The organism is Vibrio salinus, assembly GCF_021272385.1.
Classification (GTDB): Bacteria; Pseudomonadota; Gammaproteobacteria; order Enterobacterales; family Vibrionaceae; genus Vibrio; species Vibrio salinus.
This window is the reverse complement of record NZ_JAJSDZ010000010.1, coordinates 652,402-674,507: the sequence shown is the minus strand read 5'-3', so window position 1 is coordinate 674,507 and position 22,106 is coordinate 652,402. Positions and strand designations below refer to the sequence as shown.

Sequence of the window (22,106 nt, the reverse complement as noted above, 5' to 3'; positions counted from 1 at the left end):
ATCGGAGAAAAAAATGAAATCAATTGCGATATGGGGAGCCACCGGCGCATTAGGGGCAACAATGGTTAGATATTTTGCCGGTCAGAATTTTAACGTGATTGCTATCGCCAGAAGCCCGGATAAGGATAATGTCTTAACCAACTCAGGGATCAAAACGATTCAATGTAACGCAACCGATCCGGAAGATGTCAGGATGGCGGTGAGCCTTTTGCCCGCCGGAACATGGGTCGTGTCGGCTATGGGCAGTTTTCGGGATGATGTCCCCGTCGACTATATTGGTCACCGATATTTAATCGACGCTCTGGAAAGCGCAAATCCAGATAGGTTTTTGCTAATCACATCATTAGGTTGTGGCGATTCGTGGAAGTATTTATCAGAACCAGCAAAACAAGGATTCGGGGCCATTGTCAGGGAAAAATCCTTAGCAGAAGCCTGGCTTCAAAGTAGCCGGCTTGATTTTACAATCCTACGTCCCGGTGGACTGAAAAATGGCGATGAAACACATCAGGGACAATTATCACAGGATATCGAAGTACACGGTGCGATTACCCGGGGTGAAGTCGCAAGGATCAGTCATAAACTACTCAATGATGAAACAAGTGTTGGGAAGATTTACCAGTGTGTTGACCCCAATTTAAGCGACTAACAATATATGAGAGGATGGGCTGCCCTTAACTTTTATTTTAATTGGCCAGGTTATTGATATCTGATGAAAAACACACATTATTCACTATCTGCTAATTCTCTGAGTTGATACTTATCCAACCGAAATACCGATATTTCATCCAGTTTTTTTGCGCCAACTCTCAAATAAAATTTAATGGCCGCATCATTCGTTTTGAGAGCCCACCATTCAAAACGGGCACACTCTTTTTCTTCAGCCAGCCGGGCCAGATAACAAAGTGTCTTCTTCCCAATGCCTTTCCCCTGAAACTCCGGCTCAATATATAAATCGTCCAGATGCAGCCCTCGCTTTCCGGTCGTTGTCGAAAATGTATAGTAAAAAACGGCAAAACCACAGGGTATTGTATCAAAATGCATGATCACAGCAGTAGCGACGGAATCGCTGCCGAACAGATTTGTTTCGATATCCTGTATCGTCACAGAAACATCAAACGGGAATTGTTCAGCAACCGCAAGGTCTTGAATATACTTTAGAATTAAAGAAGAATCTTCTTTCTCTGCAACTGAAAATGTTAACATCTGTCTGGTTCTCTCTACCGGTTAGCCATCGGGTGATCAGGATTCAACTGAAGTAAATCCCAACGATTTCCATATAAATCCTCAAAAACAGCCACCATACCGTAGTCCTGCTCTTTGGGCTCACGAACGAACCGGATTCCAATTGATGTCATCCTCTCGTAATCACGCCAAAAATCATCCGTGTTCAGAAAAAGGAAAACGCGCCCTCCGGCCTGATTACCAATAAAATCGTGTTGCTCTGGTTTAGACGCTCTGGCAAGAAGCAGAGAAACCCCGTGCGAATTTGGTGGCGCAACCACAACCCAACGCTTATCCTGCTCCGGTTGATAAGTATCTTCAATAAGCTCAAAGTTTAGTTTATTGACATAAAAATCAATGGCTTCATCGTAATCTTTCACAACTAATGCAATATGTACAATATTTTGCTTCATGGGATATCCTGTTTTCAGAAAATGACTCACTGTCGGAAAAAATTACAATTTCGGTTCCGGTAAAACCGGGGGCGTACTGTCCATATACGTTAAAAAGTTATCCCAGAGTTCATGGGTTCTCTGCTTGGTCAGCCGGGTTTTACACGATATGGACATCACGCCACGAATGGTTCCATCCCGCCATTGTGTATAGACAGAATCACAATGGGATACCAGATACGCCTGCCAGGCTTTCTGAGCGACTTTTATGGATGCAATTAGCTCAGGATCATACTCGTTATGTTTTAGGCTGGCCTGATAATACTGATTCAATTCTTTTTTCGCAGAATTGAGTTTAATCGAGGCACAATAATTAATATCGGGAGTGGATACCGCATTCTGACAATCCACGTGCTCTTCTTCTGCCATTGCCTGAAATGCCACAAATGCTAAGAAAATCAAAATAAAACGGTTCATGTATTCTTCCCTTATAACAATTCAATTAATCAACCAATTCAATTCCCAGTGATTCCAACAGATTTAACGCTTCATAACGTGAAAACGTTGCGCCTTTAATACGGTTTTCCAGAACATCAATAGCATAACTGACCGAATCACTAAAGTCGGCATTTTGTAAATTCGTATGCATAAACAAACTGTTCGTAAAATCACACAGCGTCATGACTGAGCCGGTAAAATCCCCTTCGCGAAAATCCACATCATGCAACTTACATTCGTCCATCACCAGTTCGTTTAATGTCAGACCAAAAAATGAAGAATCATTTAAAATGCAACGAACAAATTTCAACTCAAAATCGACGTGATAAATCGGCCATTCCGCCAATGTCCAGTTGACACCAACAAGCTTACTTTCAACAAATGTGACACCAAACAGCCGGGAATTAGGGAGAGAGAATAAACTCAGATTACACTTTAGAAACTCACAATTGATAAACTTACAACCGGCAAATCTGACGCCTGAAAAATCACAGTCCGTAAACTGGCACTCTTCAAATTCAATACCTTGGTATGAAGCATCAGAAATTTCCAGCTTTTCAAATGACACATCAAAGTATTGCTCATTATCGGATAAACCGCCCATTCTCTCTCCTTAAGCAGAAATCAACCATAACATCAGATAAAACCGGCCTCTTTTTGATTCGTTACCGGTACTGTTCGTATAAAGACAGCAGAGAAGAATCAAACAACTCTTTCATTTTTATTTTTGCATCGCGGGCAGAAATAACATCACAATTAACCGATACCGACTTGCGACCAAACATGCCCAATACCCCTTTTCTCAGTACAATCGTCAGGTCAAGAAATCCTTCATTAAGACCCACCGGCGTAAACTGATAATCCGCATAACCGCCATCCGGGGCACTTAATACAAAATTAAAACCGCCTCCTTCGCCGTGCTGTTCAAACAGTGCCAATTCCGATTCCCAGGGATAATCGTCAATCACTTTGCACGCATCTCTGTAAGTGATCTCTTTGCGGCTAAAATTCACCAGTTCAGGATTATTTCCCACCCGGTGCTGATAATAAACATCGACCATCAATAACCCTTCCTTATGTTTAATTCGGGCCAGTGTAATTCCAGGTATTGGCCGGGGACTGACGTATACCTATTTTACCCAAATTCAGACCATGAGATACACAGCACAGTGGCTGTACTCAGTTATATGCAATCGCGTTTTAGTGTACCGGATTTTACCGTTAAAAACAGGTATTCTTTACAAAACAGGAGGTTATACCCATCCTGAACATAAACGGATCTTCTGACTGCGTCTGGCGGAGCAAACAGAAAAGGGCATGAATGCCCTTTCAGACGGATGACCGGTCTCAGACCGGTCATCCCCTTATATTAACTTCACCTCAAATGCCTTTAAACTGACTGATTTGAGTTTTAAGGTTATCCATCTCATCACTAATGGTTCCGATAGCCGCCTGACTCTGCTCCAGCTGGCTGACGGTTTGTTCACTCTGAACACTGAGCGTCTCCAGATGATTGGTGATTTCATTCACGGACGCACTTTGTCTTCCGGCTTTTTCTGCAACCTGTGAGTTTGTTTCAAATAAACGCTGTAAGAAATTGTTCAGATTCTTAATCGTCTCGGCGACCTGTTGCTGATTATTAAGCGTTTGTTCGCTGTTGCTGCTTGCTTTTTTGATTTGCTCCGTCACCACCGCAGACGACTGAGTTAACTGGCTGATGATGGCCTGGATCTCTTCCGTTGAATCACTCGTCCTCTGGGCTAATAGCCGGACTTCATCCGCCACGACCGCAAACCCTCGCCCCTGCTCTCCGGCCCGTGCTGCTTCAATCGCCGCATTTAACGCTAAAAGATTGGTCTGCTCAGAGATTGATGTAATAATTTCCAGAACAGAAAGAATTTTTTCAATAAATTCATTCAGTTCTTCAAGACTGCTGGTACTTTGATGCATATCCTCTGACAGCCCTTTCAGATACGTCAGGCTGGCCTGAACATCATCACTGGCAGACTGAAGCTCTTTGTTTCCGGCCTGAGATAATTCCCCCGCTTCTGACGCCAGCTCGGTCATTTCTGTGCTTTGGAAAGAAATTTCTTTCGTTGCGCTATAAATATCCTCTACGGATTTTTTTTCTGTCTCTGCCGCTTCACGTAAAACCCGGCTTTGTTCGGAATAATCGACAATCGCATTATTCGTTTTTGATACGGCCTGATTCACCGCTTTCAGTGATCCTCCGAGGATTGTCAGTAATGAATTAATCGAATTCGCCAATGCCCCGATTTCGGCTCTGTCAACAGTCTTAACGTCGTAACTCAGGTCCATATTCTCCGCAACGTACAGTACGTCCTGACCGAAATTTTGCAACGGTTTGGTCAGAGATTTAACAATAAAGTGAATCACCACCAGTGAAATGAGAAGGAAGAGAACCACAAAAATAATGAATTGAATCAATTTACTGTATATTGGGGCCGTAATCTGATGAGCCGGTATTTCCGCAATCAAAAATCGATCCAGTGCCGGCACCCAGACAGAACCGAGATAATAGGATTGATTTTTAATTTGATATTGCCTGATGGTAATCCCTTTATTATTGCTGACCATCTGACTTAAATTGATGTGACTGATACCGTCGCCGGAACCACCCTGCCCAACCGCCTGAATTTTACCTTTTGAGGTAACAAGCATTGCCCGGCCATCTTGCCCAATTTTTAATTTTGTAATGAGTCCGATCAACCTGTCAATATTGATTCCAAGCCCGGACACACTGTATGGATTATTCGTTTGCGGATCGATATTATCGCTCCGGTAATTAATAAACATAACAAAACGACCGTTAATATTTTCCATATTCAGTTCGTATTGTTTTCCGGTAGCAAGAAAATTAGGATAAAAATTTTTAAACTGGTAATTTTTGAGTAAAACCCGCGATAATTTATTACTGTATTGAATATACTCCATTCCTTTTTGGGTCCGGACCGTATGAAAGGTAAAATCACTGCCGAACTTTTGTTTTACCGATTGCAGTTCCTGACCAATTAACGGCATCTGAGATTCATCCGCACCGGTTTGTATCCAGTTTTCCAGATATTGACTGTTTGCCATCATTTGCGAGGCGGCGATAAGCGGTTTAAGCTCCGAACTCATTTGAAATGACATACTTTTAAGGTGACCAGGAATAATTTCCTGCTTTAATTGTTTGAACCCTTCATCAATTGACGTATACGTTTGTCGGCCGACAATAATAACGGAACAGGTCACCAGTAAAAATGAAAGAACAACAAACATTCGGGTACGAATAGAAAACTTTAGCCAAGACATCTGTACTTCCTCTATTATTATTTAAATATGAGTAATTTGCCCGAGCCACTAACGCGGTCTGGGTATAAATAGTGGTCCAAACTTAAGCTTAGATAGATAACCATCTATATCAATACATTAATGCCTTACAAGCCATTTGATATTCATCTATGTGTATTGCTTCACATATACCCATATCGTAATGCCAAAAAATAAAGACATTAATATCTGCTCTGATTAACAACTTTCTGATGTCTTCATATCTACAGAGAAAATTCCTATTATTGGCGATTCCGGCTTTTCTTAATTTATTCCTCTTTTTTTCTTCGGGTTCAGCTCTGTTAAGCTGATAATCTTTACGAATAGCAAGCATGGTTACCATACTCACTGCACAGGTCAGCAACAAATAGTAACTTAGCGCCAGTCAAACACTAGTCGCACTGATAGACAGCGCCGGAGTAAAATGTCCGGGCAAAGAACGCATAAGCGATGAAATCAAGCCACTCCAACGCATTACCAATCGATGATGCAATAATTAATTTATAAAACTTTCTTTCTGAAAAAATGGGGGGGGATAAATCGGTAAACTGTCACCAGTGATTCTTTTTCATCAAAAACCCTCTCTTTCGATGAGACAACGAACACGAGCCTAGCGTAACGACTTACCTAATTCCGGACTATCAATATATTCTTCAACCTTAGTAAGGTTCAATCCCTGTAATTCAACCAATACAAAAATACACATTGCCCCAAAAGCAATAAACAATGTAAGAAAAACCAGCTCAGAAACAACATTTTCGTTCTTGGTATTTCGTGTGGGTGACAAGATAGTTAAGCTTCTGCCCTTTAAAAAGGGATATTTTTTATAAATTAAATCAATATAATTATTTCTGTAATCAGAATCAGGAACTAATTCAAAATATCTTACATCTGAAAACTGATAACTTTGGATGAATTGCTGTGAGGTTGCATTTAATTTATTAAAAGTCCGTGTTTTATCCGCATCCGAAGGGTTTAGAGAAGTGTGCTCATCAAAAGGAAATCCAACCCATACAGTCAAACTATTATTTAAGGGGATAGCAATATGCCTGTAAATTTGAATTATTTCCCCCCCTGTTCAGTGACGGCTTAAAAAACCAATTCCAGAAACCATTTTTCTCCTGATCGCATGAACGTGCTTTATATCAATAAAGCCTTTAGTGTCATTAGTGGTCAACTCCGAAAAATTATGAATGGTTTTAATTTTATACTGGAAGTAAGGTGTTATTTTCTGTAAGTACGTTATCGTTATACCCATACAAATTGTCATTACACCAATAATCGATAGTCGGTATATTAGTCTTCTACAATTAAGAATACCCAGTCGTTTCCCCATAACAACAACGCAAAGAAGCGCTGATATAAGCATAGGATCAAATAGCATGCTACACTGAGTTTTATTAATAAAATTAATTTGATCGCTAAAGAACCATTTAAAAATAACTGAAAGAATTGCCGTAACAATAAATAAGAAAAAAAACGGTTTATAGATAACTTTAACTCTAATTGAATTCACTCTTGCTTTTCCCTCTTAGATAATAACTCTGATGCATATTATCATAATCTTTGCTAAGCGATGATTATTAAGGTGTGAATTAATTCTGCGAAAAGTTTCAAAGCACGTTTTATCTTCCTGTTGTGTATTTTCAACCATTTCATTTCCTGAACGACTCTATCTCTGAATTCTTTCGCCGTTTTTTCTGAGTAAATGTATTTAAGAAAAGGGACAATACTTGGCTGATCAATTAACATCGCTACGGATTCTTACCTGAATTCCGGCTTCAGAACCGAATACGTTATTGGTGTGCAATTTTCGGGTAATTCATTCATATTGAACCAACGGAGTTCGCGGCACAACTCCGGTTCAGCAAGTACAGCGGTAAAAATAATTTGAACGACATTTTTCATAAGCCTACTCGTGTCTCCGAGCCCCTATGACACCAAACTGGCACTTAATACCACCGCTGGTTATATCGCTATTTCACTGCAATAAAAATCTCGATTTCATTCGCACTTTTATAATATTCAAAGTCCGTTGTATAAGCGCGTTCATGAGCGCAGTTTTCCGAACCAAAGTAACGCCAAACCTCTCCCCAAAGATCGATAACAACTTGTGGCATCTCACCTGTCGCCGAAAATCGCACATACTGACCAGAAACCACTCCGGCTCTGACCGAATCGGATACCTTTTCCGGCAACACTGTATCGGAACAGGCAATCACGTCAAAAGCGCCGGAAAAATCAGATTCATAGTTTGTATATACACCATACACTTTTGATTTCTCATTTAACTCAGGCATGGCATTGGCATAAAACTTCGCCCAAAGATCACCAATTTTTGCTGTCGAAGGGTTCATTTCGTCCGCATTCGTCGTGCGAATCGCAAATCCCGTCACATCGAAACCAGTCACTTCACAAATGTTCATACATTCTCCTTGTTATTATTCAGTAAAGTGGCGAACCCTTCGCATTGTGCCAGACATTTTCCCATAGGAATACAATCCCGGATGATTCCCGTTCTCATCGTCTGAAAGGGTACACAAGACCAGGCAACGTTCTTTCGAATCAGAGCTAATAGCGAGTTCTCCACGTGAGTTCCAGATTGAATTTTGACCACAAGCTTCCCATCCTCCCGTTACTGAGATGTGATTGCTTAACAGTACGGGAAAACCATATTTTGATGCAATGTCCGATAAAACCTGAGAATCCGGCGTAAAGCCATTTTCAGAGATTAGAGCGCTGACTATGTAGATATCCGCACCTGACTTTCGGGCCCGTTCAGAATGCTCTGCACTGATAAAGTCGGCGCAAATCGCTAACGCTATTTGATATCCATTCACGGTGAAAAAATAGTCACTCACACCGACTGAACAATACGCCTCCTCACCGGAATGCAAGTATTGTTTCGAGTAAAACTCAACGCTTCCATCAGGAAAGCAGATCACAGCGCCTATTGCTGGCTTTGAAGCATGGTCAACGTTTAATGGGCATCCAGCGATTACGATAACCTCATTTTCAACTGAAGCATGAGATAACGCTTCAAAGTTCGATGGTTCCGGAGAAAGAGCAAGCTTGGCAGCCAAATCCAGTTCATAACCGGTTAATGATAGCTCCGGAAAAACAACGACATCAGCATTACAATCAGAAGATTGCTCAATCATTTGAAGGTGATGTTCAAGATTCGCACGTACATCCCCCCTTGCGACGGGAATTTGAGCCAAGCTAATAGTTATACGATTTTTCAAGTTTTCTCCTTAAAACATGACTCCCGGATAAAGAGTAGAACTGTCGTAGTGCACTAAACTCGGCTATTTTTGTATAGTCTGCGTTGTAAGCCGCCGAGGTAATCTTTCTGATCAGATAACCTTCATTCAGATAGCGCGTAAAATAATTCGCCCTTAGTTGAGCGAAAGGCGTTAAATCCTCGCGGTATTCAGGTCTTGCTTTCAATTCCTGCTTGTAAAAAGGATTGTCCCTTACGATATCTGGCTTAGACTTATAAGCACATCCCGTCATACCAAATGCGATGCCCAACAGCACTATGACATTTGTCTTTTTCAAGTTCGCGGCCTGAATTACCGAATAGTATCTCATTATGAAATCAGACACACTTTAAAAATCAGTGACAACCAGCTCCTGACACCCCGTTATACACTGCCTTCACGTTCAATGACCAAAATTCTGGCCGGTCCCTGAGGATGAGCGACATGCTCAGTACCTGTTGAAGCAAAGAATATATCTCCGGTATTTAATATTGCTGATTTAACTTCGCCATTTTCTTTGTAACGCATTTCAACAATGCCATCCATAACAGCAAAGACTTCTTCACCATCATTTACATGCCATTTATAGGGTTCATCTGTCCAGTGCAACCGGGTAGTGACACCGCTCATATTGGCAATGTCCTTGGCGCCCCAGGCTCTGTCGGCAATGAATTGTTTACTTCTGATTATTTCCAACTTAATTTCCTTTTAAACAGTAAGTTATCAAGAGGCAATTTGCGATGTCACCCAATCGATGACAACACAACGCCTATTCCCTGAAAATCAGTATAAGTACAGTCAATATGATCATACGCATCCAGTTCGATAAAGCAGGTCAGCAATCTACCTGACCCATTTTTCAAAATATGCACTTACACTTATAACAACTCTAGATCCTGAACCCATTGTGCCTTAAGCGTGACCTGAATCTATTTGTCAGCCGCGTGTTGACAATTGCATTTAGCCAATAAGATTGTAGCCAAACCAATCCGGTGTAAGGCCGAAGCTTTCTTCACTTTCATGTAAGTGAATATATTTACCATTGATGCTGCCAATTTGCAGGCAATCGTCAACTTCCATGAGATTGTCTTTATGTTGGTGCGACACGTTTTGGAGCAAAGATTCTTTTGCTCTTTTTTTCGCTTCGGTTGCACTACCGGCAACAAACAAACCAAACTCATGGAGCTCATTTAATTTGTCTTTTTGGTAACCACCAAGATTGACAAAATACAATTTCTTTTCATTGAGTTGTGGTTCATTTTCCAAAGAAATCCGGTACCCGTCAGCACCTTTAATTTCTTTATAACTGTCTAAGTGCAAGCCTTTAGTACGACCAAACCAATTGGCTTTCAGTTGCTCATAGGTATTTTCGATTTTATCAGCAACAACGAATTGAATGTCGTGCAATTCTATAGTGGCTTTGGGAGCACTTCCTCCCAAATACACCATGAATAATTTATCCATCAGTTTACTTCTTATGCCGAGGTGAATGTTTAACAGCTAATGTAGCCCAACTAAGCAGTGAGCAACACTGCAACCTTATCTAACCCATTGTGCCGTAAACACACAGACCAATTCAAACTCAAAATACGTTGATTCCCATCCGGCTATTTTTTTCTGATAAATCGCCTTTGATTGGATTTTATTCAGGTGAAGCAAAATCGACCACTCTCCCCCAAACTAACTCATCACGTTTCCCTATCATAGCAATAAAAATGACATAACTTAGCTATAGACTTATCGCCCTAAAGCAATACATCCGCCCAACACTCTGTTTGGTTAGCTATGACAAGAAAATTTTCTGAAAAAGATCAACAAATTATTCAACTACTTCAACAACAAGGGTTTATAAAAAAAGAAGCGAAGGAAGTACTCAAAAACCAGGTTTACCGTTTGAGCAACAACGATATCGTAAAGATCAATAACTACGCTCAACACTTTGGAATTACGGCTAAAGAAAAACTAATCAAAGAGATACTGGAGTTACGTCGCGACGCATTGCTCGAAAAGAACAGTAATTAGAGCGGGAGACCAATTATGTTCAATTATCTGGTTAGGCATGTGCTACCGCTCTACAATACACTCTTGTTGCTTCTCCTGATAGTTCATATGCATCCTCAATACGTACCCAACCGAATTTCTCGTAGAAACTAGTATGATCTGTTGTAAGATACATACATGAATACCCCATCGACTTAACAACTTTACTGGCGTAATCGAACATAGTTTTACTAAGTCTATTTCCTCTATGCTCTGGCTCAATAAATAGGGAACTAAACCAAGGATAAAGATCGTGCCTGCTAACAAAGTCATTGATGATAAGACCAAAGCAACCAACGATTTCATCGCCATTTACAAGCACATAAAACTGTGGGATCGAATCTTCTGTTTTACCTGAATTGAGAATTGCATTTTCAAAGTAGGAATAATTTTCTTGGGAGCCCCACTTTGAATGAATGTATTTAGCACACTCAATCACGCTTTTCGGGGAATTATTAACATTATATATTTGGTACACCAGAATTCCTCTCTATTTCCACAAGGAAGACATGTTATTTTTTATCAACAAATTGGTAGCCAAAACATCCAGATCATCAAAATTTTGCATAAAAGTATGGATGTGAATCCAATCTTTGGCGCATAACAACGCCTCACTCAGTTACGTTTTTTTTGCACTATTTCGATCTTCTTCATATTGAGGTAAATCATCTGTTATTTGATACCAATTTGCACCATAATTTGTGAATATATGAGCATCAGGTTTTTGCTGAATTTCAGAATCTATTGTGCCTAATGAAAACTCAACATATTCACCACTATCATTGGATGGAACGAATACAAGACTCGACCCACAATTACTACAGAATAGCCTTTTTGTACCATTATCAGCCAAATATTCTTTAATTAATTCTTCGCCACTCAACCAATTAAAATCGGCTTTTTTTGCTTCTCCGAACGTAGCAAATGCCGCTCCATGAAATTTTCTACACATATTACAGTGGCAATGAGCCATTTTTTCTTCAACATGCGACACAGAATATTTTATCGATCCGCACAAACAGGAACCTAAGTACTTATAACGATCTTCTTTTTTATTCATTAATTATCACCTTTAGTAATTGAGAACATCGACATAATGACTCCCACGAAGCTGCTAACCTCCTGCTTCGTAGGTTAGCTAAGCCAGAGCCATAATTAGTTTGTCTGGCACTAAATTCAGAAGCTAACACGAATAACGATACCATGATTTTTATTGGGTTTGATACCCATAAATCTTTCACTCAAGTCTCAGTTAAAAAAAATAATCGTCGTGAAAACCCTATCACCTACGGTCGTATATAGCGATGATGTCTGCAATACAATCTAACCCTGTTTTTAAGAACACTTACCAACGATTACCTGGGGCAGGGATACCCAAAAAGTAGCTATTATTGCCTGTGTTAGAAAGGTGGTTGTGATCCTAAATTCAATGCTAATGGACGGCAGTCTGTGGGATGAGAATATGGTGAAAAATTAATTATTAACGCCATGTTCATTTGTTATATGCCTAGCTTTCATCTATATTTAATGCGCACCATTAATGCGCATAGGATTACTTTATGAGAAACACATATAGCACACATGCACCTAAAAAGGCTACAAACCTTAGTATAAACAGTGAGTTACTCGCAGAAGCTAAGCGCCTAAATATCAACCTATCAGCAACAATGGAAAAGGCTTTGGAAAAAGAAGTAAAACAACAATTGAAAGCCGAATGGTTAGAACAAAATGCCGAAGCTATAGAAGCTTGTAATGACTTAACTGCAAAACACGGACTATTTTCCGATTCATACCGAGTATTCTAATGTCACAATTTACGCTTTATAAAAACAACGATAAGGGCACCGCGAGCGCTTACCCATATTTTGTTGATGTCCAAAGCGAGTTACTAGATTCACTGAATACTCGCTTAGTTATTCCCTTAACTCCCATCGAGCTGCTAGAGAAAAAAGCCCCTAGCCATCTGTGTCCTACAATCCATATTGATGAAGGTGACTTTGTGATTCTTACTCAACAAATGGCTAGTGTACCAACTAAAATCCTTACGACCCCAGTCAACGAGCTGAGCGTGTTCAGAAACGAAATTGTCGCTGCTATAGACTTTTTGATTACTGGCATTTAACGCTGCAAATAACCAGTGCCAATGGAGCGCAACGGAATTTGCATTTGAGTTAATTTGCCTTGTTATGCATTTGGGTTATTCGATTTTATGAAGTATTCTTTTAACGTGTGCTTGCCATATTCAGGCGCAATCATGTCAATTGACATAACAGTCATGAAAAATTCAACTGGGCCATAAAACTTGCTTCCGGTGAATAATTTTACCAGTTTTAGAATAGCAACCCTTACCACTTCCGGGATATAAATTATATTTCGTTTACGACCCAAAATATCAAATGCTATCGATGCAATCTCATTTTGAGTGAGAGTTTCGGGACCACCTATTTCAACTTCTTTATCAGGCTTGTCGATAACATCTACGCAAAAAGTTGCCAAATCTTCACCATGGATAGGATTCGCTTTAAACTTTCCTTTTCCGAAAAGATATATTTTCCCTTTTTTTGCCATGTTAAAAAATTCTGACATATCAGAGAAGAACCCATTTGGACGAACAATACAATAATCTATCCCTGACTGTTTCAACTGCTCAACAAACAGCTCTTTTGCGTCGCATATTTTTAAATGACGTAGTTTTTCCCCATTTAGCACTGAAACATAAATAAATTTTTTAACTCCACTTTTTTGAGCTTCTTTCAGCAAGTTCATATTGGCTTGAAAGTCTACATCCATATAAGTAAGGCCATCTTTTTGTTTCGTGATACCAACAGTTGAAATAACAATATCGATGCCTTTACAGCACTCTTTGATGGAATCTGGATCAGTCAGTTCAGCTTTAAGAATTTCATTGGCCTTAATATTATTTTTCTCAAGTTTTTCTGGATTTCGAGCAATAGCTCTAAAAAAACAGGACCGATGTTGGAGCTCCTTAGCAATATAGCCCCCCAAGTAACCCGTTGCTCCTGCCAATAAAATTCTTTTCATTTGGTTACCTCTTTTTCGATGTGTCCGCTAAATTAGGGTAGAACCCGTCATCCTTGTCCTTATTCTGGAAGCAAACCTTTTCTTGATTTACTCCTCTTTACATTAGAAAAATAAACTGTTTGAGCTGGCACTTTGTCACTGTTATTTGCGTTTTTATACCTTGACATAAAAGAACGATAAATACCGTACTTGAAATAAACTCGTTGGGCATCCATCGTTTGCCCAGTGTAATTCACTTTATTTTCTCCATTGACATAAACTTTAAAAAAACCGCTTTCATCTTTAGCCCACCGGGCATGAACCTCAATTTTGTGCCATTTACCTCTGAGATTGCTTTCATCAATGAGTTTGTAGTATTTTCTTGTTCTACCATGTACTTGATCGTCTAAATGATAACCGCCATTTGAGTTTTGAAACATCCATACTGGATGCGATTTATCTTGATGGAATTGTCCAAGTGCAACTTTTGTTGGGTAAACATTCGGGTAATCTTCTGGAAAATAAATGTGCCAACCATACCAAAACTCACTTCCTGGATAATTGCTTTTATTCGCTTCGGACAACTCACTTCTTTCACGATCTCTTGCACAATCACTCCCACCAGAACCACTTCCACAGTCACCTGGTCTTACCTCAAATTTTTCAATCATTTTTGTCGGAGCAGTTTTTGTTGGATCTTCTATAATCGAGTAACCGTAATTTTTGGTATTGAGAGAACGTTTGAAGTGACTAAAATTACCTCTATCTATCGTTGAGCACGCACTTAAGGTTAGTATTAGTGCTATTAAAATAGACACATTTTGTGATATGTATGATTTTGTCATGGTAGCCTCCTAACGAATGATATGGACTCCCTCGACCTGACACTCCACGTGCCATAGTTCCTCATGACACGTTGATAATACGGAGGTGACTATGTCCACCATTCAAACTATTGGCATTGACCTCGCCAAGAATGTTTTCAGTATTCATGGCGTTGATGAATATGGCAAGTGTGTACTACGCAAAACTGTTAAAAGAAACAAATTGTTAGGGATATTCGCAAATCTACTGCACTGCTCCGTAAACACAAAACCACCTGCAAACCAAAAATGCCACGTGTTGCAAGTCATGGTTTAATTGCTTGTTATGTGCGTATTACCAATACTCTCTTTTATTCAATGCACTAACGCACTGAGTGCTACATTTTACTACCGCTAAGTCTTTTCCGTTTAATGACTGAGCTAACCAACCATGAGGATAACTTAACTCGAATGGTGCCTCTATTTGCTCTGGACTAATTTGCTGAAATCCGACTCTTGAATAGTAATTCGGATCGCCGTACGTAAACACAAAATCGATACCTTGAGAGCGAAGATAATTAAGCGCGTGATTAATGAGTTTTTGCCCAATCCCCTTTCCTTGCTCTTTTGTTTTCACGGCAACAGGAGATAGGATGAAAGCTGATTCATGGCTTGATAACACCAATTCACTAAAACAGATACTGGCTATTATTTCACCACTATCCATGGCAACAAAAGGAATAACTTTGTCTTTATCTGCCAACAACTCGGTAACTAAGTGACCTACTACTTCTCCTTCAGTTACTCCCTCGGAATCTGAGAAGACTTGAGTAAATAAGGCAATAATTTCACCCATATTTGATGAAGTAAATTGGGATAATTCCATACTAGAAATTCTCGACTATTTATCGTTCAACTGAAAGCACATAAAGCCCGCATAACCTATTTTCATGGTGTTTATTCTGCCGGATAAGCCGAAAAAGCAGGATACATGCCTAAGAAAATTTGATTCATGCGATTTTTATTTTGCTATTCCATATTGCATAGTCAATAGTGTTCTTGAACCCATTTTTTCAATTTATCTTTTTCTTCTTTTGGGAAAGAATAATTCAATTTTTCTGCAGTATCCATAGAAATTTTAGTAAAGAAATCAAAATTATTATTTAGTATATTTTTCATTTCATCTGGATTATTTCGACTGAATAATGTTGAAAAGTCCTGACGGATATCAGGTTCTACCCACTTTTCAATAAATCTTCCACCATAAAAAGTATTATAATTATTTCCATTCAGAGCATGTTCATAAAATTCTAGCATTATCAGAAGCTTATTTTTTAAATATCCATTTAAACATTGAAGTGTCACCCAATATTCACCACGCATTAGTTTCTTATATGCCCATAGGTAATGAAAGTAAAAATCGTTTACAATATTATTAAATTCATTAAATGATGGAGTGAGAAATAGCTTTGGTTGTGTATGAAGCCCACTCAAAGCAGAATGTAACTCTTTTTTATCTATTAAAACGCAAATATTTTTACTGCAAATTTCTTTTGCAATTAGTAATTGGTCATTTTTATGAAGTAACAACTCTTCATCGATGATAATGAAATCAACATCTAAGCCATTTTTAAAAATAACGCGCCTTTCCCAGTGGTTTGCCTTAGCAACTGATTCAGTAAATGTCATCCATACTTCATCAATAGATTTTAACCATGTATCATCTAAAAAAAATCATCTACATGTTTAGTAATAATAATTAAATCCAAATCTGAATACTCATCGCTTAAATTGTCATTTTTTGAATGAGATCCAATTAAAGCAAGAGCATTAATCTTCTTACAGTTAACTACATAATTTTTAATCTTATTTAGCAAGCCCGTATATTCTGAATTCATTTTTCCTCATTTTTTATCAAGATAACGAATGACATGGATTCCTCCTCCCGAGAATCTGCCACGCTTACGTGGTAATTATTAACACTGGAGGCACCATGTCTGATTATTCTTATTTTTGCGGTAATAGACTTAGCGAAAAACCATTTCAATATTCATGTCGTTGACGCGAAAGGTAAAGTAGTCCTTCATAAACCTGTTACTCGCTCTAAATCACTCACTACCATAGCAAATATGCAACCTGTGCGTATAGGACTTGAAGCGTGTGGCGGTGCACATTATTGGGCGAGAACGCTTAATCAATTAGGACATCTCGTATTATGGCGGTTAAATATGTCATTCCACATCGTACTAAAGGTAAAAATGACCTTAATGATGCTGTTTCTATTTGCCAAGCTGTCCAACACTCATCTACACGATTCGTCCCAGTAAAATCTCCTGAGCAACAAGCCATACTGTCCGTTCATCGAATGCGCGAGCATTGGGTACGCGAACGTACTGCTCTAATGAACCATACTCGTTTGTTATGAGTTGGATGTGTCAGTTATCACTTTCCCTTCTTTACTACCTTTACAGTAATACAGCACAAAACCAGACCCAGCAGGAAATAAAACTGCAAATAAGACCAATAGAACTTTATTACGAGTACGTTTTGCTGATACTGCCACAACAAACGAGTACACAATCATATGCAATACAAATAACAATACTAATGTCTTCAAAACCATCTCAAACCAACCCTCAACGGGAAGATAACTCAAAATGGCTGCCACTAAAAAAGAACCGTAACAACTAATGCCTGCATACTTCTTTATCAACTTAATTGCCCCTTAAATTCATAACGCCGCATTCAGCGGCTTGTCCGCTGCAATGCTTTGTTAGCTGCTTGTTGCTCCCGGCGCTGCCGCTCACGTTTATTTCAGTGTAAACGGGAAAACTCTAATTACCAGCGAACAGTTTTTCGGGGAGGGTTACATGAGCAACGCAATGCCGCCGCATACCACCTTAAACACTAAACGCAACGCATAGTAAAAATGCCACGCGTTGCGAATCACTCTTAAACAGTTTGTTATGTTTTTCTTCAGTGACTATTTTAGCTAAAATTCATTTGTTAACTCATGAGAGTTCGGAATATGTTCATTTAAGTACATAAATAAATCACTATACAGATCAACAAGTAAATGAATTGAATGAATAAATTTGGCATAGTTTTCGTAGTTAGGAGAGCGATCATTCAATAGCTCAACCGTAGCGCTATTAGTTTCAATTTTAAAATCTTTTCCAGACTTGTTAACCATGACATTATGTATTGTATTTCTAAAATTAAACAAAAACGATACTAGCTCTTTAGCTTCATCACGCTTTTTTTCATCCTTTAAACTAACAAATTCTATTTTAGACAATACGAAGTCAATTTTCTCCCGTGACGATACATAAGCATTGGTTTTGTTAAAAATTTCATTTTTTATAAATTCCATCGATTCACCATCGTTAGCGTTGTAAGATTCAACATACTTACTCAACTGCGATTCCAATCTTTTCATTTTTGAATTCTTACTTTTATATTGACTTTTTATAGAGTCATACGCTTTACAAACCCAAAACTCAAAAACAGAAAATGCATGAACAATGAAGCGAGTAATAAGCATATGGTTTTGATTATCAGTTTGCCAGACATAAACATCTCTTAAATCTCTATGAACTTGCTCATAATCGAAGTTAGAGTTATTTATTTCCAAGAAGTCAAAATACTTGTTTTCCTCTGTGCATTTACGTATTAATTGGCCTATTTCGTCCCTACCACTTATGTTAGTGAACTCATCATTCAAAATATAAATTAATGGTATATTAACTTCATCATTGAGATCTGAATAAAAAGTACTTCTAGAGGTGTATTTACAAAACTGTGCCCAATATAGACATCGGGACTTCAAGCTAATTAAAGCTTTTAATCTATCAAGGTTATTGGCATCTACCATGCTAACTCCGAACTAAAAAAACATAACGCTGAGAACAGTTGCAAAAATATATGGCGCTACATTTTGGGAACCAAAATTCGTGACATGTATTTTTGTCAATTGATTCGACTTGTTAAGTTTCTTTATCACCGAACCAAATATCTCGTTCAAAACGAACTTTAGATGAAAACTTTTCCAGTCCTGGATATGGAAACTCAACTTTCTGATCTGGTAGATATTGAGTGCGATAATGATGCATAGATAAATCCATATGAGGACCAGACGTGACATACAATAATCCGACATCAAGTCGATATGTAAATAGGATAAATTTACGCACTTTCTCGAAGATATAGTTAGCAGCACGATTTAACTCAAGCATTAAATCTTCAACAAGATGACAATGATAATCAAACTTATTAGCTAGGCGATTATAAACTTCAGGGTTCCATTCATTGATCTTATAAAATTTTTCGGTAATGAGCATATGCTCACCATGCTCTTTAGAATGTTCCTCAAACGTGTTCAAAAAATCCGATAGAACCCTTCTGAAATTCTCAAATGCAAACTCAAGTTCAGTATAACGATTAGGCCATACACGACTAAATAACCAGCCTCTCAATGCATCAAGTTTAGATTTCATTTCTTTCGATAGCTGAGGCTGACCACCAAAGAATACCCAACTAGTCCAATTGTTCCATTCAGTTATGTCGATGTAGTTTTCAAATTCTTCAATATATGAAACATAAACGAGTTCATCTCTTTGAACATGTTGATCATGAATAGATAGTGATTGATTTACCCATTCCTCATGTTTCGACTTGAAATCATGTAGCATTTCAACCGTATATTTATCAGGTTGGTCATCAATAATTTTATGATGAACGTTACACATAAGAACAAGATTTGCATATTTATCCCGCTGTTCTGCCGTTAAATCAGATGAACCGCGGGGGCCATCTCCACTTCTTGCAACGATATGACATGCTTCACCAACTAACGATTCATCATCTGTTAGCGTTGCGTCTATAACCAATTCCTTTTTGCAATCAGGAAATGAACAACGACTTGCAGCCTTTCCCCAAAGCATTTTTTGCGTTTTTAAGCTAATTGGCATAAATATCCTCTTTAGAAACTTAACGAATGACATGGATTCCCCCTCCCGAGGATCTACCACACTTAGGTGGTAATTATTAACACTGGAGGCACCATGTCTGATCATTCTTATTTTTGCGGTATAGACTTAGCGAAAAATCATTTCAGTATTCATGTCGTTGACGTGAAAGGTAAAGTAGTTCTTCATAAATCTGTTACTCGCTCTAAATTACTCACTACCATAGCAAATATGCCACCTATACGTATAGGACTTGAAGCGTGTGGCGGTGCACATTATTGGGCGAGAACGCTTAATAAATTAGGACATGATGCTCGTATTATGGCGGTTAAATATGTCATCCCACATCGTACTAAAGGTAAAAATGACCTTAATGATGCTGTTTCTATTTGCCAAGCTGTCCAACACTCATCTACACGATTCGTCCCAGTAAAATCTCCTGAGCAACAAGCCATACTGTCCGTTCATCGAATGCGCGAGCATTGGGTTCGCGAACGTACTGCTCTAATGAACCGTATTCGCGCCTTACTTTCTGAATTTGGTCTCATCATTCCGGTTGGACGCTCTTCATTAATGAAGCAAGTCCCTACCATACTGGAAGACGCAGAAAACGAACTTCCACACCTAGCTAGAACCGTTATTGCAGATGCTTACTACCATCTTGAACAACTCAACCAACGTATTGCGGATACTGAGCAAGTCTTCGATGCCTTTTCAAAGGTAAGTGATAACGTTCAACGTATTATGAAGGTCAGAGGAATTGGCCCACAAACTGCAACAGCTATTATGGCCTCTATTGGTAATGGCTCTCAATTTGATAAAAGCCGAGATTTTTCTGCTTGGCTTGGATTGGTTCCCAAACAATATTCCACAGGTGGCAAAACTAGATTAGGGAGAATAACCAAGCATGGCGACAAGTATTTACGTACTTTACTTGTCCATGGTGCGCGAACTGTAATTGCAAATTTAGATGACAAACAAGATAGGCTCAGTCAATGGTGCCGTGGAGTGTTAGAGCGGCGAGGAATGAATCGGGCGATTGTGGCACTCGCGGCAAAAAATGCTCGAATAATATGGTCTCTACTACACAACCAAACAGAATATGAAAATTACGTAGCTTAAATAACCATTAACTCAAGCAAAGTAACAAGAGAACACCAACCGGGTCATAGCAGACGCAATGGATGGAGATAGGTTAAGACCACTTGCGGAGAGCCTGTTAATGCGGCGGACACATTAGATGTCATCTAACGAATAAGGCACCGCAGTCGCGCAAAGTCATCAGGGTCACGATGTTGCGAATCATCGATATAAAGACCGAATGTAGAGCGGCAGTCCAAAACCATCACTTGAAATTTAGCGGATGTTTGACAACCGGGGGAATCCATGTAGCCGCGTTAAGTGGTGAGCAACGCCAACCATCAAACCTAACCCATTGTGCCTTAAACACTAAAACTAATTTGAACTCAAGTCGCCAAGCGTTGTGAATCCGCCTTAAACGCTTTGTATATTGATGCCGCCAAAACCAATTTATTGATTTAACTGGGATGCGAGCAACAGTAGCGAAAAAATAGCAAAGCTGTACCTGAGATCATTTCTAAGTTTTATCAACCTCTTATTATTCAGTTGATCCAGATCTTTACCGAAAAGCATCGGGAAAAATAAGAACATACCAAAATGGAACACTACGAACGGTGGAGCCCCTCTAGAACGCCAATGCTCATTTTCCATTTCATTCCATTCATCATAAAAACTCTTGCTGGATTTTATGAGCGGAAACATTGAAGCCAACACCGCACAAACCATCAGAGTGTTAAATAACTCACCCATTTTAATCCCTGAACTTGAAAAACAATATAACGTGGAGCTTTGCGGCAATTGTGTAGCCGCGAAGCGGTGGAGAAATTGTCCGACAAAAGCGATTTGTTAAGCAGCATTTTCTCTTTGCCTCGCTTTTCTATAACGGCTTACTGAAAAATACACGATTGAATCCACTGTCGCGCTTTCTGCCGACTTCGACGTACCCGAGCTTTGGGTACATCGTGATGTTTTCCGTCATTGCTTCATTCGTGTAGAGCTCCACGGTCTTATACCCCGCCTGCTTCGCGGTCTTTTCGACATGCTCGATCAATAGCTTCCCGATACCTCGACCACTGCAGTCGGGCAGCACGGCAACGCTCTCAAGCATAAATTTGCTGCCTTCCGGATAGGCCACCACGTAGCCCACCAAACCCGACTCACTTGTAGCAACGGATACACAACCGCTAGCGATCTGGTTCGTAAAATCAGCATGCATTGGTGCAGGTTCTCTATCCATGCGCTGCACATACTTTACGTACGCCTGTTGTGCACATAGTTGAATATCTTTTACGTCACTCTCGACAGCTGCTCGGATTTGGATTGAAGACATTACTGAAGGCTCCTGCGGATGGTTGTGTATGCCGTTTAACAATTTAATATACCGAAAAATTCCGTATAGTTTCCACCAAAAATTCGGCATAGTCTCCTTACAACCTACGAATCATATTATCATAAGATTATGTAATCATTGCTAATTAATGTATGAAT

At 39.2% G+C, this 22,106-nt stretch carries 29 protein-coding genes and 5 pseudogenes; 9 read left to right on the top strand and 25 right to left on the bottom strand.

Annotation, left to right across the window (positions count from 1 at the left end; translation table 11 throughout):
* Positions 1 to 13 precede the first annotated feature (13 nt).
* The gene (locus LRQ06_RS16560) at positions 14 to 646 is read left to right on the top strand and encodes an NAD(P)H-binding protein (RefSeq protein ID WP_232768151.1); all 633 of its coding nucleotides are present in this window, start codon (positions 14 to 16) and stop codon (positions 644 to 646) included.
* Positions 647 to 723: 77 nt separating this feature from the next.
* Here LRQ06_RS16560 and LRQ06_RS16555 read toward each other — a convergent pair whose 3' ends face one another.
* From LRQ06_RS16555 to LRQ06_RS16490, 14 genes are all read right to left on the bottom strand, one after another.
* Positions 724 to 1,203, bottom strand: a complete 480-nt coding sequence (locus LRQ06_RS16555) for a GNAT family N-acetyltransferase (protein ID WP_232768150.1) — start codon at positions 1,201 to 1,203, stop codon at positions 724 to 726.
* Between the two features lie 14 nt (positions 1,204 to 1,217).
* Complete coding sequence (locus LRQ06_RS16550) at positions 1,218 to 1,634, bottom strand: VOC family protein (RefSeq protein ID WP_232768149.1); 417 nt, start codon at positions 1,632 to 1,634, stop codon at positions 1,218 to 1,220.
* 42 nt (positions 1,635 to 1,676) lie between these two features.
* On the bottom strand, positions 1,677 to 2,090 hold the full coding sequence (locus LRQ06_RS16545) for a lysozyme inhibitor LprI family protein (protein WP_232768148.1): 414 nt from the start codon (positions 2,088 to 2,090) through the stop codon (positions 1,677 to 1,679).
* 25 nt (positions 2,091 to 2,115) lie between these two features.
* Positions 2,116 to 2,715: a pentapeptide repeat-containing protein gene (locus tag LRQ06_RS16540; RefSeq protein ID WP_232768147.1), complete on the bottom strand. Its 600-nt coding sequence runs from the start codon at positions 2,713 to 2,715 to the stop codon at positions 2,116 to 2,118.
* A 61-nt stretch (positions 2,716 to 2,776) separates the two neighbouring features.
* Positions 2,777 to 3,172 (bottom strand): hypothetical protein, encoded by a 396-nt coding sequence (locus LRQ06_RS16535; RefSeq protein ID WP_232768146.1) that lies wholly within the window; start codon positions 3,170 to 3,172, stop codon positions 2,777 to 2,779.
* Between the two features lie 319 nt (positions 3,173 to 3,491).
* The gene (locus LRQ06_RS16530; protein WP_232768145.1) at positions 3,492 to 5,426 is read right to left on the bottom strand and encodes a methyl-accepting chemotaxis protein; all 1,935 of its coding nucleotides are present in this window, start codon (positions 5,424 to 5,426) and stop codon (positions 3,492 to 3,494) included.
* A 109-nt stretch (positions 5,427 to 5,535) separates the two neighbouring features.
* The gene (locus LRQ06_RS16525; protein WP_232768144.1) at positions 5,536 to 5,787 is read right to left on the bottom strand and encodes a hypothetical protein; all 252 of its coding nucleotides are present in this window, start codon (positions 5,785 to 5,787) and stop codon (positions 5,536 to 5,538) included.
* Positions 5,788 to 6,054: 267 nt separating this feature from the next.
* The gene (locus tag LRQ06_RS16520) at positions 6,055 to 6,465 is read right to left on the bottom strand and encodes a hypothetical protein (RefSeq protein WP_232768143.1); all 411 of its coding nucleotides are present in this window, start codon (positions 6,463 to 6,465) and stop codon (positions 6,055 to 6,057) included.
* Between the two features lie 743 nt (positions 6,466 to 7,208).
* Positions 7,209 to 7,352 (bottom strand): NUDIX hydrolase, encoded by a 144-nt coding sequence (locus LRQ06_RS16515; RefSeq protein WP_232769032.1) that lies wholly within the window; start codon positions 7,350 to 7,352, stop codon positions 7,209 to 7,211.
* Positions 7,353 to 7,420: 68 nt separating this feature from the next.
* Complete coding sequence (locus LRQ06_RS16510; RefSeq protein WP_232768142.1) at positions 7,421 to 7,870, bottom strand: GyrI-like domain-containing protein; 450 nt, start codon at positions 7,868 to 7,870, stop codon at positions 7,421 to 7,423.
* 15 nt (positions 7,871 to 7,885) lie between these two features.
* A complete protein-coding gene (locus LRQ06_RS16505; RefSeq protein WP_232768141.1) occupies positions 7,886 to 8,689 on the bottom strand; it encodes a carbon-nitrogen hydrolase family protein in 804 nt (267 codons plus the stop codon).
* Positions 8,667 to 9,005, bottom strand: a complete 339-nt coding sequence (locus LRQ06_RS16500) for a hypothetical protein (protein WP_232768140.1) — start codon at positions 9,003 to 9,005, stop codon at positions 8,667 to 8,669. Before LRQ06_RS16500 ends, LRQ06_RS16505 begins: the two co-directional genes overlap by 23 nt.
* An 86-nt stretch (positions 9,006 to 9,091) precedes the next feature.
* Positions 9,092 to 9,403, bottom strand: a complete 312-nt coding sequence (locus LRQ06_RS16495) for a cupin domain-containing protein (protein ID WP_232768139.1) — start codon at positions 9,401 to 9,403, stop codon at positions 9,092 to 9,094.
* Between the two features lie 264 nt (positions 9,404 to 9,667).
* Positions 9,668 to 10,171, bottom strand: a complete 504-nt coding sequence (locus LRQ06_RS16490; protein WP_232768138.1) for a DUF1543 domain-containing protein — start codon at positions 10,169 to 10,171, stop codon at positions 9,668 to 9,670.
* A 321-nt stretch (positions 10,172 to 10,492) separates the two neighbouring features.
* Between LRQ06_RS16490 and LRQ06_RS16485 the strand changes: the two genes are divergently transcribed.
* The gene (locus LRQ06_RS16485) at positions 10,493 to 10,729 is read left to right on the top strand and encodes a hypothetical protein (RefSeq protein WP_232768137.1); all 237 of its coding nucleotides are present in this window, start codon (positions 10,493 to 10,495) and stop codon (positions 10,727 to 10,729) included.
* A gap of 31 nt (positions 10,730 to 10,760) precedes the next feature.
* On the opposite strand, the gene LRQ06_RS16480 is transcribed toward LRQ06_RS16485, so the two are convergent.
* Positions 10,761 to 11,225 carry a GNAT family N-acetyltransferase gene (locus tag LRQ06_RS16480; RefSeq protein WP_232768136.1) on the bottom strand — a complete coding sequence of 155 codons (465 nt, stop codon included), beginning with the start codon at positions 11,223 to 11,225 and terminating at the stop codon, positions 10,761 to 10,763.
* A gap of 15 nt (positions 11,226 to 11,240) precedes the next feature.
* Between LRQ06_RS16480 and LRQ06_RS21135 the strand changes: the two are divergent.
* Positions 11,241 to 11,351: pseudogene (locus LRQ06_RS21135) on the top strand (type II toxin-antitoxin system RelE/ParE family toxin); the annotation flags it as partial.
* 15 nt (positions 11,352 to 11,366) lie between these two features.
* Here the strand turns inward: LRQ06_RS21135 and LRQ06_RS16475 are convergent.
* Positions 11,367 to 11,807: a GFA family protein gene (locus LRQ06_RS16475; protein WP_232768135.1), complete on the bottom strand. Its 441-nt coding sequence runs from the start codon at positions 11,805 to 11,807 to the stop codon at positions 11,367 to 11,369.
* 235 nt (positions 11,808 to 12,042) lie between these two features.
* On the opposite strand from LRQ06_RS16475, the pseudogene LRQ06_RS16470 reads away from it, so the two are divergent.
* From LRQ06_RS16470 to LRQ06_RS16460, 3 genes and pseudogenes are all read left to right on the top strand, one after another.
* Positions 12,043 to 12,224, top strand: a pseudogene (locus LRQ06_RS16470) (IS110 family transposase); the annotation flags it as partial.
* Positions 12,225 to 12,306: 82 nt separating this feature from the next.
* Entirely contained in the window at positions 12,307 to 12,552 is a 246-nt protein-coding gene (locus tag LRQ06_RS16465; protein WP_232768134.1) for a type II toxin-antitoxin system CcdA family antitoxin, read from the top strand.
* Positions 12,552 to 12,869 (top strand): CcdB family protein, encoded by a 318-nt coding sequence (locus LRQ06_RS16460; protein WP_232768133.1) that lies wholly within the window; start codon positions 12,552 to 12,554, stop codon positions 12,867 to 12,869. The genes LRQ06_RS16465 and LRQ06_RS16460 overlap by 1 nt, the downstream gene beginning before the upstream one ends.
* 62 nt (positions 12,870 to 12,931) lie before the next feature.
* Here LRQ06_RS16460 and LRQ06_RS16455 read toward each other — a convergent pair whose 3' ends face one another.
* Both LRQ06_RS16455 and LRQ06_RS16450 read right to left on the bottom strand, forming a co-directional pair.
* Complete coding sequence (locus LRQ06_RS16455; RefSeq protein WP_232768132.1) at positions 12,932 to 13,789, bottom strand: SDR family oxidoreductase; 858 nt, start codon at positions 13,787 to 13,789, stop codon at positions 12,932 to 12,934.
* 59 nt (positions 13,790 to 13,848) lie between these two features.
* On the bottom strand, positions 13,849 to 14,613 hold the full coding sequence (locus LRQ06_RS16450; RefSeq protein WP_232768131.1) for a polysaccharide lyase family 20 protein: 765 nt from the start codon (positions 14,611 to 14,613) through the stop codon (positions 13,849 to 13,851).
* 91 nt (positions 14,614 to 14,704) lie between these two features.
* Here LRQ06_RS16450 and LRQ06_RS16445 point away from each other — a divergent pair.
* Positions 14,705 to 14,854 (top strand): annotated as a pseudogene (locus tag LRQ06_RS16445) (IS110 family transposase); the annotation flags it as partial.
* A gap of 72 nt (positions 14,855 to 14,926) precedes the next feature.
* On the opposite strand, the gene LRQ06_RS16440 reads toward LRQ06_RS16445, so the two are convergent.
* Positions 14,927 to 15,457 (bottom strand): GNAT family N-acetyltransferase, encoded by a 531-nt coding sequence (locus LRQ06_RS16440; RefSeq protein ID WP_232768130.1) that lies wholly within the window; start codon positions 15,455 to 15,457, stop codon positions 14,927 to 14,929.
* 161 nt (positions 15,458 to 15,618) lie between these two features.
* Positions 15,619 to 16,469 (bottom strand): annotated as a pseudogene (locus LRQ06_RS16435) (aminoglycoside 6-adenylyltransferase).
* Positions 16,470 to 16,564: 95 nt separating this feature from the next.
* On the opposite strand from LRQ06_RS16435, the pseudogene LRQ06_RS16430 reads away from it, so the two are divergent.
* A pseudogene (locus LRQ06_RS16430) lies at positions 16,565 to 16,993 on the top strand (IS110 family transposase); the annotation flags it as partial.
* Here the strand turns inward: LRQ06_RS16430 and LRQ06_RS16425 are convergent.
* The 3 genes from LRQ06_RS16425 to LRQ06_RS16410 all read right to left on the bottom strand — a co-directional run bounded on the left by LRQ06_RS16425 (position 16,991) and on the right by LRQ06_RS16410 (position 19,541).
* Entirely contained in the window at positions 16,991 to 17,284 is a 294-nt protein-coding gene (locus LRQ06_RS16425) for a hypothetical protein (protein ID WP_232768129.1), read from the bottom strand. The pseudogene LRQ06_RS16430 and the gene LRQ06_RS16425 overlap by 3 nt on opposite strands.
* A gap of 279 nt (positions 17,285 to 17,563) precedes the next feature.
* A complete protein-coding gene (locus LRQ06_RS16415) occupies positions 17,564 to 18,445 on the bottom strand; it encodes a hypothetical protein (RefSeq protein ID WP_232768128.1) in 882 nt (293 codons plus the stop codon).
* Positions 18,446 to 18,557: 112 nt separating this feature from the next.
* A complete protein-coding gene (locus tag LRQ06_RS16410; protein ID WP_232768127.1) occupies positions 18,558 to 19,541 on the bottom strand; it encodes a hypothetical protein in 984 nt (327 codons plus the stop codon).
* 93 nt (positions 19,542 to 19,634) lie between these two features.
* Between LRQ06_RS16410 and LRQ06_RS16405 the strand changes: the two genes are divergently transcribed.
* Positions 19,635 to 20,660 carry an IS110 family RNA-guided transposase gene (locus tag LRQ06_RS16405; RefSeq protein WP_232768126.1) on the top strand — a complete coding sequence of 342 codons (1,026 nt, stop codon included), beginning with the start codon at positions 19,635 to 19,637 and terminating at the stop codon, positions 20,658 to 20,660.
* A 408-nt stretch (positions 20,661 to 21,068) separates the two neighbouring features.
* On the opposite strand, the gene LRQ06_RS16400 is transcribed toward LRQ06_RS16405, so the two are convergent.
* A complete protein-coding gene (locus LRQ06_RS16400) occupies positions 21,069 to 21,368 on the bottom strand; it encodes a hypothetical protein (RefSeq protein WP_232768125.1) in 300 nt (99 codons plus the stop codon).
* Between the two features lie 127 nt (positions 21,369 to 21,495).
* On the bottom strand, positions 21,496 to 21,948 hold the full coding sequence (locus tag LRQ06_RS16395; RefSeq protein ID WP_232768124.1) for a GNAT family N-acetyltransferase: 453 nt from the start codon (positions 21,946 to 21,948) through the stop codon (positions 21,496 to 21,498).
* Positions 21,949 to 22,106 lie beyond the last annotated feature (158 nt).

Coding starts and splice junctions, on each gene's coding strand:
- LRQ06_RS16560 (WP_232768151.1), top strand. CDS start 14: ATGAAATCAATTGCGATATGGGGAGCCACCGGCGCATTAGGGGCAACA.
- LRQ06_RS16555 (WP_232768150.1), bottom strand. CDS start 1,203: ATGTTAACATTTTCAGTTGCAGAGAAAGAAGATTCTTCTTTAATTCTA.
- LRQ06_RS16550 (WP_232768149.1), bottom strand. CDS start 1,634: ATGAAGCAAAATATTGTACATATTGCATTAGTTGTGAAAGATTACGAT.
- LRQ06_RS16545 (WP_232768148.1), bottom strand. CDS start 2,090: ATGAACCGTTTTATTTTGATTTTCTTAGCATTTGTGGCATTTCAGGCA.
- LRQ06_RS16540 (WP_232768147.1), bottom strand. CDS start 2,715: ATGGGCGGTTTATCCGATAATGAGCAATACTTTGATGTGTCATTTGAA.
- LRQ06_RS16535 (WP_232768146.1), bottom strand. CDS start 3,172: ATGGTCGATGTTTATTATCAGCACCGGGTGGGAAATAATCCTGAACTG.
- LRQ06_RS16530 (WP_232768145.1), bottom strand. CDS start 5,426: ATGTCTTGGCTAAAGTTTTCTATTCGTACCCGAATGTTTGTTGTTCTT.
- LRQ06_RS16525 (WP_232768144.1), bottom strand. CDS start 5,787: ATGGTAACCATGCTTGCTATTCGTAAAGATTATCAGCTTAACAGAGCT.
- LRQ06_RS16515 (WP_232769032.1), bottom strand. CDS start 7,352: ATGAAAAATGTCGTTCAAATTATTTTTACCGCTGTACTTGCTGAACCG.
- LRQ06_RS16510 (WP_232768142.1), bottom strand. CDS start 7,870: ATGAACATTTGTGAAGTGACTGGTTTCGATGTGACGGGATTTGCGATT.
- LRQ06_RS16490 (WP_232768138.1), bottom strand. CDS start 10,171: ATGGATAAATTATTCATGGTGTATTTGGGAGGAAGTGCTCCCAAAGCC.
- LRQ06_RS16485 (WP_232768137.1), top strand. CDS start 10,493: ATGACAAGAAAATTTTCTGAAAAAGATCAACAAATTATTCAACTACTT.
- LRQ06_RS16475 (WP_232768135.1), bottom strand. CDS start 11,807: ATGAATAAAAAAGAAGATCGTTATAAGTACTTAGGTTCCTGTTTGTGC.
- LRQ06_RS16465 (WP_232768134.1), top strand. CDS start 12,307: ATGAGAAACACATATAGCACACATGCACCTAAAAAGGCTACAAACCTT.
- LRQ06_RS16460 (WP_232768133.1), top strand. CDS start 12,552: ATGTCACAATTTACGCTTTATAAAAACAACGATAAGGGCACCGCGAGC.
- LRQ06_RS16455 (WP_232768132.1), bottom strand. CDS start 13,789: ATGAAAAGAATTTTATTGGCAGGAGCAACGGGTTACTTGGGGGGCTAT.
- LRQ06_RS16450 (WP_232768131.1), bottom strand. CDS start 14,613: ATGACAAAATCATACATATCACAAAATGTGTCTATTTTAATAGCACTA.
- LRQ06_RS16440 (WP_232768130.1), bottom strand. CDS start 15,457: ATGGAATTATCCCAATTTACTTCATCAAATATGGGTGAAATTATTGCC.
- LRQ06_RS16415 (WP_232768128.1), bottom strand. CDS start 18,445: ATGGTAGATGCCAATAACCTTGATAGATTAAAAGCTTTAATTAGCTTG.
- LRQ06_RS16410 (WP_232768127.1), bottom strand. CDS start 19,541: ATGCCAATTAGCTTAAAAACGCAAAAAATGCTTTGGGGAAAGGCTGCA.
- LRQ06_RS16405 (WP_232768126.1), top strand. CDS start 19,635: ATGTCTGATCATTCTTATTTTTGCGGTATAGACTTAGCGAAAAATCAT.
- LRQ06_RS16400 (WP_232768125.1), bottom strand. CDS start 21,368: ATGGGTGAGTTATTTAACACTCTGATGGTTTGTGCGGTGTTGGCTTCA.
- LRQ06_RS16395 (WP_232768124.1), bottom strand. CDS start 21,948: ATGTCTTCAATCCAAATCCGAGCAGCTGTCGAGAGTGACGTAAAAGAT.